This is a genomic window from Ruminococcus sp. (assembly GCF_045129435.1).
Classification (GTDB): Bacteria; Bacillota; Clostridia; order Oscillospirales; family Acutalibacteraceae; genus Ruminococcoides.
This window is the reverse complement of the sequence record NZ_JBGVJL010000035.1, coordinates 1-5,975: the sequence shown is the minus strand read 5'-3', so window position 1 is coordinate 5,975 and position 5,975 is coordinate 1. Positions and strand designations below refer to the sequence as shown.

Annotated in this window: 6 protein-coding genes; 4 read left to right on the top strand and 2 right to left on the bottom strand. The window is 38.8% G+C overall.

Features of this window, described 5'->3' with window-relative positions; all coding sequences use genetic code 11:
• Both ACJMMI_RS01855 and ACJMMI_RS01850 read right to left on the bottom strand, forming a co-directional pair.
• On the bottom strand, positions 1-778 hold a 778-nt coding region (locus tag ACJMMI_RS01855), incomplete at its 3' end, for an acyltransferase (protein ID WP_405352969.1).
• A 65-nt stretch (positions 779-843) separates the two neighbouring features.
• Complete coding sequence (locus tag ACJMMI_RS01850) at positions 844-1,788, bottom strand: glycosyltransferase family 2 protein (protein WP_405352967.1); 945 nt, start codon at positions 1,786-1,788, stop codon at positions 844-846.
• A gap of 231 nt (positions 1,789-2,019) precedes the next feature.
• Here ACJMMI_RS01850 and pfkA point away from each other — a divergent pair, with 231 nt between their 5' ends.
• The 4 genes from pfkA (at position 2,020) to ACJMMI_RS01830 (ending at position 5,790) form a co-directional block, all read left to right on the top strand.
• Positions 2,020-2,988: a 6-phosphofructokinase gene (gene pfkA, locus ACJMMI_RS01845; RefSeq protein ID WP_405352965.1), complete on the top strand. Its 969-nt coding sequence runs from the start codon at positions 2,020-2,022 to the stop codon at positions 2,986-2,988.
• Between the two features lie 91 nt (positions 2,989-3,079).
• On the top strand, positions 3,080-4,561 hold the full coding sequence (locus ACJMMI_RS01840) for a hypothetical protein (protein ID WP_405352963.1): 1,482 nt from the start codon (positions 3,080-3,082) through the stop codon (positions 4,559-4,561).
• Between the two features lie 4 nt (positions 4,562-4,565).
• Positions 4,566-5,372 carry a mechanosensitive ion channel family protein gene (locus tag ACJMMI_RS01835; RefSeq protein WP_405352961.1) on the top strand — a complete coding sequence of 269 codons (807 nt, stop codon included), beginning with the start codon at positions 4,566-4,568 and terminating at the stop codon, positions 5,370-5,372.
• Positions 5,373-5,454: 82 nt separating this feature from the next.
• On the top strand, positions 5,455-5,790 hold the full coding sequence (locus ACJMMI_RS01830) for a hypothetical protein (protein WP_405352960.1): 336 nt from the start codon (positions 5,455-5,457) through the stop codon (positions 5,788-5,790).
• The last annotated feature ends 185 nt before the right edge of the window (positions 5,791-5,975 follow it).

Sequence of the window (5,975 nt, the reverse complement as noted above, 5' to 3'; positions counted from 1 at the left end):
AATAAACATAATTGTTGGTAGTGAAAGGAGCACCGCTGCATCTGTAAAAATTAAAAGTACCAAAGGCAAAAATTGCAGCAACAAGAGCAATTATAAGATACCTGTTTTTAATTTTAGTGCCAAATTCTCGGATATAACATCCTGTAAAATAGTAGGTGATAGGGTAAATTCCGACCCACCAGCTCGGAATAAGCTTTTGAAAATCAGTATCAGAAGCAGGATTTGCCCACCACTCAAGTGAATCAAACTTAAAAGAATTAAAAAGGGACGGCAAAATCGTCATAGCAATGAGAGTAGCAAGCAAAATATTTTTCTGCTTTCTGCCGTCAAGGTTTTTATAAATAATATTAAGAAACGGAACAATTAAAAACAAACCTATGTACATTTCAATGTACCACGAATAGTTTGCACCTGTAAAATCAAATATTCCGGTAAAAAATGTAAGCGGAGTAAGTGTGTAAGAGCCGATTATTGATTTATAAATAATACACGCAATCGCCACCAAAACATAAACTATAACGGTTTTTCTGATGCCGGAATAGTAACCCTTTTTAAGCGTTTTGTTACACAGAAGAAAGCCCGATAAAATCATAAACAACGGTACACATACAGCGCAAAATGTGCGTATTACGGTAGCAAAGTACATTTCAACATTATCGTTATTCGTGTAATAATAACCCGAATGGTAAAAGAAATGTATTCCGATTACGCACAGCACAGCAACAATTCTCAGAATATCCATAGCAGGGTTTCGTGTTTTCATTTTTTCAAGATTCATTATTACCCTCTCATTAAATGCCCTTCGCAAAAACACGAAAGGCATTGATTCAATATTTTTCAGTTTTAGTCCTCAAGAAATTCCTCTACAATATATCTCGGACGCCTCTTGACTTCTAAATAAATCTTGCCGATGTACTCACCGATAACACCTATAGCAAGAATCTGAAGTCCGCCGATAGCCCAGATAGAGCAGAGAAGACTAGCCCAGCCACTTACCGCAAATCCCATAAAGTAGCTTACAAGGCTATATATAATCATAATAATGCTTGCCGCAAACACTACAGCACCCAATCCCGTAATCATTCTGATCGGCTGAATACTTAATGAGGTAATGCCCTCCCATGCAAGAGCAAGCATTTTCTTTAGCGGATACTTGCTTTCACCCGCAAGTCTTTCAAAACGCTCATATGTAACAATATCAGACTTGTAGCCGATAAGCGGCACCATACCTCTTAAAAAGATGTTGGTTTCCTTATATTCCGCAAAGGCGTTGAGTGCCCTTTTGCTCATAAGTCTGAAATCTGCGTGGTTAAAAATAACCTTTGCACCCATTTTATTGAGAATTTTATAAAAAGCCTCAGCGGTAAATCTCTTGAAAAATGTGTCGGTTTCTCGCTTTGAACGCACACCGTAAACTACATCACAGCCGTTTTCGTACTTTTCAACCATTTCATCAAAGGTGTTAATATCGTCCTGCAAGTCGGCGTCAATCGAAATTACAGCGTCCGCCTTGTCCTTAAGAGTAATAAGTCCGCAGAGCAACGCATTCTGATGACCTCTGTTGCGGCTCAGCTTAATGCCCTGAAACACAGGATTTTCCTTGTGAAGTTCAGTGATAATACTCCATGTCTTGTCCTTTGAACCGTCATCAATAAACACAATCTTACTATCGTCGGTAATTTTCCCCTCAAGCATCATTTTGCTGAATTTATCGGAGAGTTTATTTGCCGAATCCCTAAGCACTTCTTCTTCATTGTAGCAGGGAATGGCAAGGTATAGCTTTGTCATAATAATTGCCTCCATATATTTCAAATACAGAATTATCCATTATTTATAGTTATATTATATAACCTAAATATACCAAAGTCAATAACGCACAAAACAAGGAAAATGTACTTTTTAAAACAGAAAAGCGGGGTAAAAGAAGAAAATTTTTATAAAATAGTAAAATTACTCTTGTAAAGGGTGAAATATTGTATTATAATTAAGAGGTAAAAAACCTTATGGAGGTATAATATAATGGCACAGAAATCAATAGCAGTATTAACAAGTGGCGGTGACGCTCCTGGTATGAATGCCGCTGTAAGAGCAGTAGTTCGTGCAGGTATAAATAAAGGAATGAGAGTTTACGGCGTTTACCGTGGCTACAACGGCTTGCTCAACGGCGATGTTCAGGAAATGAATCTCCGCAGCGTATCAGACATCATTGGCTTTGGCGGCACAATGCTCTACACAGCAAGAAGCGAAGAGTTCGCTACTCCTGCCGGCATCAAGAGAGCAGCAGATTTTTGCAGAAGCATTGATGTATCAGGCGTTGTTGTAATCGGCGGTGACGGCTCATTCAAGGGTGCTCGTGCTCTTACAAACGCAGGTATCAACTGTATTGGTATCCCTGGTACTATTGATAATGATATTGCTTGTTCAGAATATACAGTAGGCTTTGACACAGCTATGAATACCGCTCTTCAGATGGTTGACCGTATTCGTGACACAGCTCAGTCACACGACCGTTGTTCAATCGTTGAGGTAATGGGCAGACGCTGCGGCGACATTGCTTTGCAGACAGGTATTGCAACAGGTGCAACAGCTATCCTCGTTCCTGAAGTTCCATACAACATTGAAAGAGATGTAATTCAGAGAATCGTAAACACTCAGAAAACAGGTAAAAAGCACTTTATCGTTGTTGTTGCTGAGGGTGTAGGCAAGGTTGCAGAGCTTGCTAACTATGTAGAAAACAGACTTGGCATTGAAACTCGTGCTACAATCCTCGGTCATGTACAGCGTGGCGGTTCACCAACACTTCGTGACAGAGTTGTTGCAAGTGAGATGGGCTTTAAGGCTGTAGAGTTGCTCGAGCAGAATCTCGGCAACAGAGTTGTAGCAATGAAAGACGGCAAAATTATTGATCTCGACATCAATGAGGCTCTTGATATGGAGCGTGTATTTGATGAAAATCTTTACAAGATTGCTATGACAATTTCTATCTGATTTTTATTAAATTTAATCAGTATTTTAGGTCGGGGCGGACTATGTTCGCCCTGACTTTGTATTCTTATATAATTGAAAGGATTTTCGCCTTATGATAACCTCTCAGCAGGAATTGACAAGGGATATGATTTTTTATTCGGTCTGCGTGTCAGAATTTGAAAAGCTTGACTTCAAAAACGATGCTCTCGCAGGCGTGCGTGCAAATTATTTCAATTCAAAACACCGCCCACAGGCAGATGATACCGACATTTCTCTTGACAATGTTTTGTACAAGCTTTCATACAAAATGAGCAAAAATCAACCTTTGTCTTGGAAAGTAACAAAAAATCTCCGTCCATACCAGTCTGTAAAGCGTGAAACAGGCGGAATTTACTGCGTGAGATACTACACAGAAAATGCCACAGTCTATAAAAAGCAGTTCTTCGACAGCTCACACCTTTGGGTAAGAACTGAGTATTTTGACAAAAGCATTGAGGGCGAAAGGCTTTGCACTGTATCGCCAAAGAAAATCGACGATGTTATTGCAATCAAAAAAATCACTTTCAGCAATAACCGCAAGGTAAGTAGTGAAACCCTCTTTCCGTCAGACAAAAATCCCGAAAATATTTCGTCTGCACTTGTTTATTCCAATAATGGAATGATATGGTATGACAGCTCTTTTGCTCCTAAAAAATTCAAGAGCAAAGACAACACAGCCGCTAAGGCAGAGCAAACCAAGCTTGATATTGAAGAGGAGAAATTTTCACCGGATTATAAGCCTAAAAATCCGATAGATTTATCGTCACTTGAGTATCTTGAGGACACCTTCACAGAACCAAAGCCTGAAATTACCGCTTATGACAGAATAGAAAACATTCTTCTCGAGGCTCACAAAACCAATAAAAACCTCTTTGGTCAAATTATTGAACATTCGGGCGTAGAAGTAGCTGATGAAGAAGCTGATGTACTGGCTGAAAATACCGAAAATACCGAACCAAAAACTGAAGCTGTAGAGGATATTCCTGTCAATCAGCCACAGACTAAAGAAAGCGATGCTGTAAATACTAAAAATGAAAGCACAGAAATTTCAACTGACGAAAACGAAGCTGAAATTGTTGCCACTGATGAAGAGAAAAAGTCAGATGCAGTAGTAAGCACAGCCTCAGGTGACTATAAATATTACGGTGCAGTTGATGAAAACGGCTTGCGTACCGGCAGAGGTATAACTGAATCACCGAGTGGAATTACCGCATATGACGGTGAATATTCACAGGGCAAGCGTGACGGTTTTGGTGTATTTTACTATAAAAACGGCGATATTAACTATGTTGGCGAATGGAAAGAAAATCAGCGTAGCGGTGCAGGTGTAGGTTACAGAACCTCTGACGGCACAATGCACATTGGCAAGTGGGAAAGCAATTCTCCGGCAAGCTATGGTGCAAGATTTGACAAAAACGGTACATTTCTCGATGTAGCCGATTATAAAAACGGACTGAAAAACGGAAAGTGCATTTCACTTGACGAAAACGGCAATTTCTATATTTCAATCTGGGAAAACGGAAAGAAAATTTCAGAACATATAATTGAATGGTGATATAATGGATAATTTCGATTTTATTTCTGCATTAAATTCTTTTAATGAAAAATATCTGCCTAAGATATTAATTTTCTTAATAGTTTTGGCTGTTGGAACAATAACAGTAAGATTTTTCTTAAAATTAGTTAAAAAACTGCTCAATAAAAGCAAAATTGAACGAACAGTTGTAACGTTTTTATTTTCAATTTTAAAGGTTGTTTTATACATTGTCATTGTAATGACCGCACTTTCAACAATAGGTGTAAATGTATCCTCAATCATTACAACCTTTGCCGCTGCCGCACTCGCTGCAGGTCTTGCCTTGCAGGAATCACTCGGAAATGTGGCAAGTGGTATTGTAATTCTTGTCAGCAAACCGTTTGTGGCAGGTGATATACTTGAATTTGAGGGTGTAAAAGGCTATGTAAGAAGTATCCGTATTTTTTCTACTCAGATACATACCTTTGATAATAAAATTGTGAACATTCCAAATTCCCGCCTTACAGCAAACAATGTTACAAACTGCACAGGACAAACAAACCGCCGAATTGACCTTTCATATACCGTAAGCTATGACGATGACATTGACCTTGTTCGTAAAATTATCTTAAAGCTTGCAAAGGGTGACGAAAGAGTCCTCAAAGACCCTGAACCAAAGGTATATGTAGATAAACACCTCGACAGCGGTGTTCAGATAGTAGCTTGGGTTTGGGTAGAGCCTGAAGATTACTACGGTGTATATTATATGATGCAGGAAAATGTTCTCAAAGAATTTAAAAAGAACGGCATCACAATACCATACCCACATATTCAGCTTGTAAAGGAATAAAAATTCATAAATTCAAAACTATTGCTAAAAATAATAGTGCCTTCAAAGCGGAGGCACTATTTTTGTATATAAGGATGATTTTATGAAAAAGATAATTGCCGCATTGCTTGCAACAATAGCTTTTACTACAGCCTTAACAGGTTGTGGCGGTAAGAAAAACGAATCTAAAAATGAAAATTCAACCACAAGCTCAGCGTCATCAAACAATGAAAAATCTTCAAGCAAAAGCGAAACCGAAAGCAAGGCAGACTCCATGACAGACGATGCCGAGCGTAACGGCAGAGTTCGTGACGGTGACGGAATCATCGGAAACGAAGATTATGAAAATCGTGATGACGGCTTAATGGACGGAGTAGAGGACTATGTTGAGGGCGGAATGGAAAACGGCTCAACACTTGCAAACGATGCAATTTTTTAAAGCAAAACGGGCGTTAAAAGCGTCCGTTTTTACTTTAGGTTCTTTTTCAATAGTTGGGGTAAATTATGGTTTAGCAGAAAGTTTAGGATAAATAATATAAAATTTAGGTCGAGCCTTTTTAAAGGCTCGTGGATTTGGGCAACGCCCAAGAAAAGTTGTTTCCATTGCCTTTTATTTGGCACAAA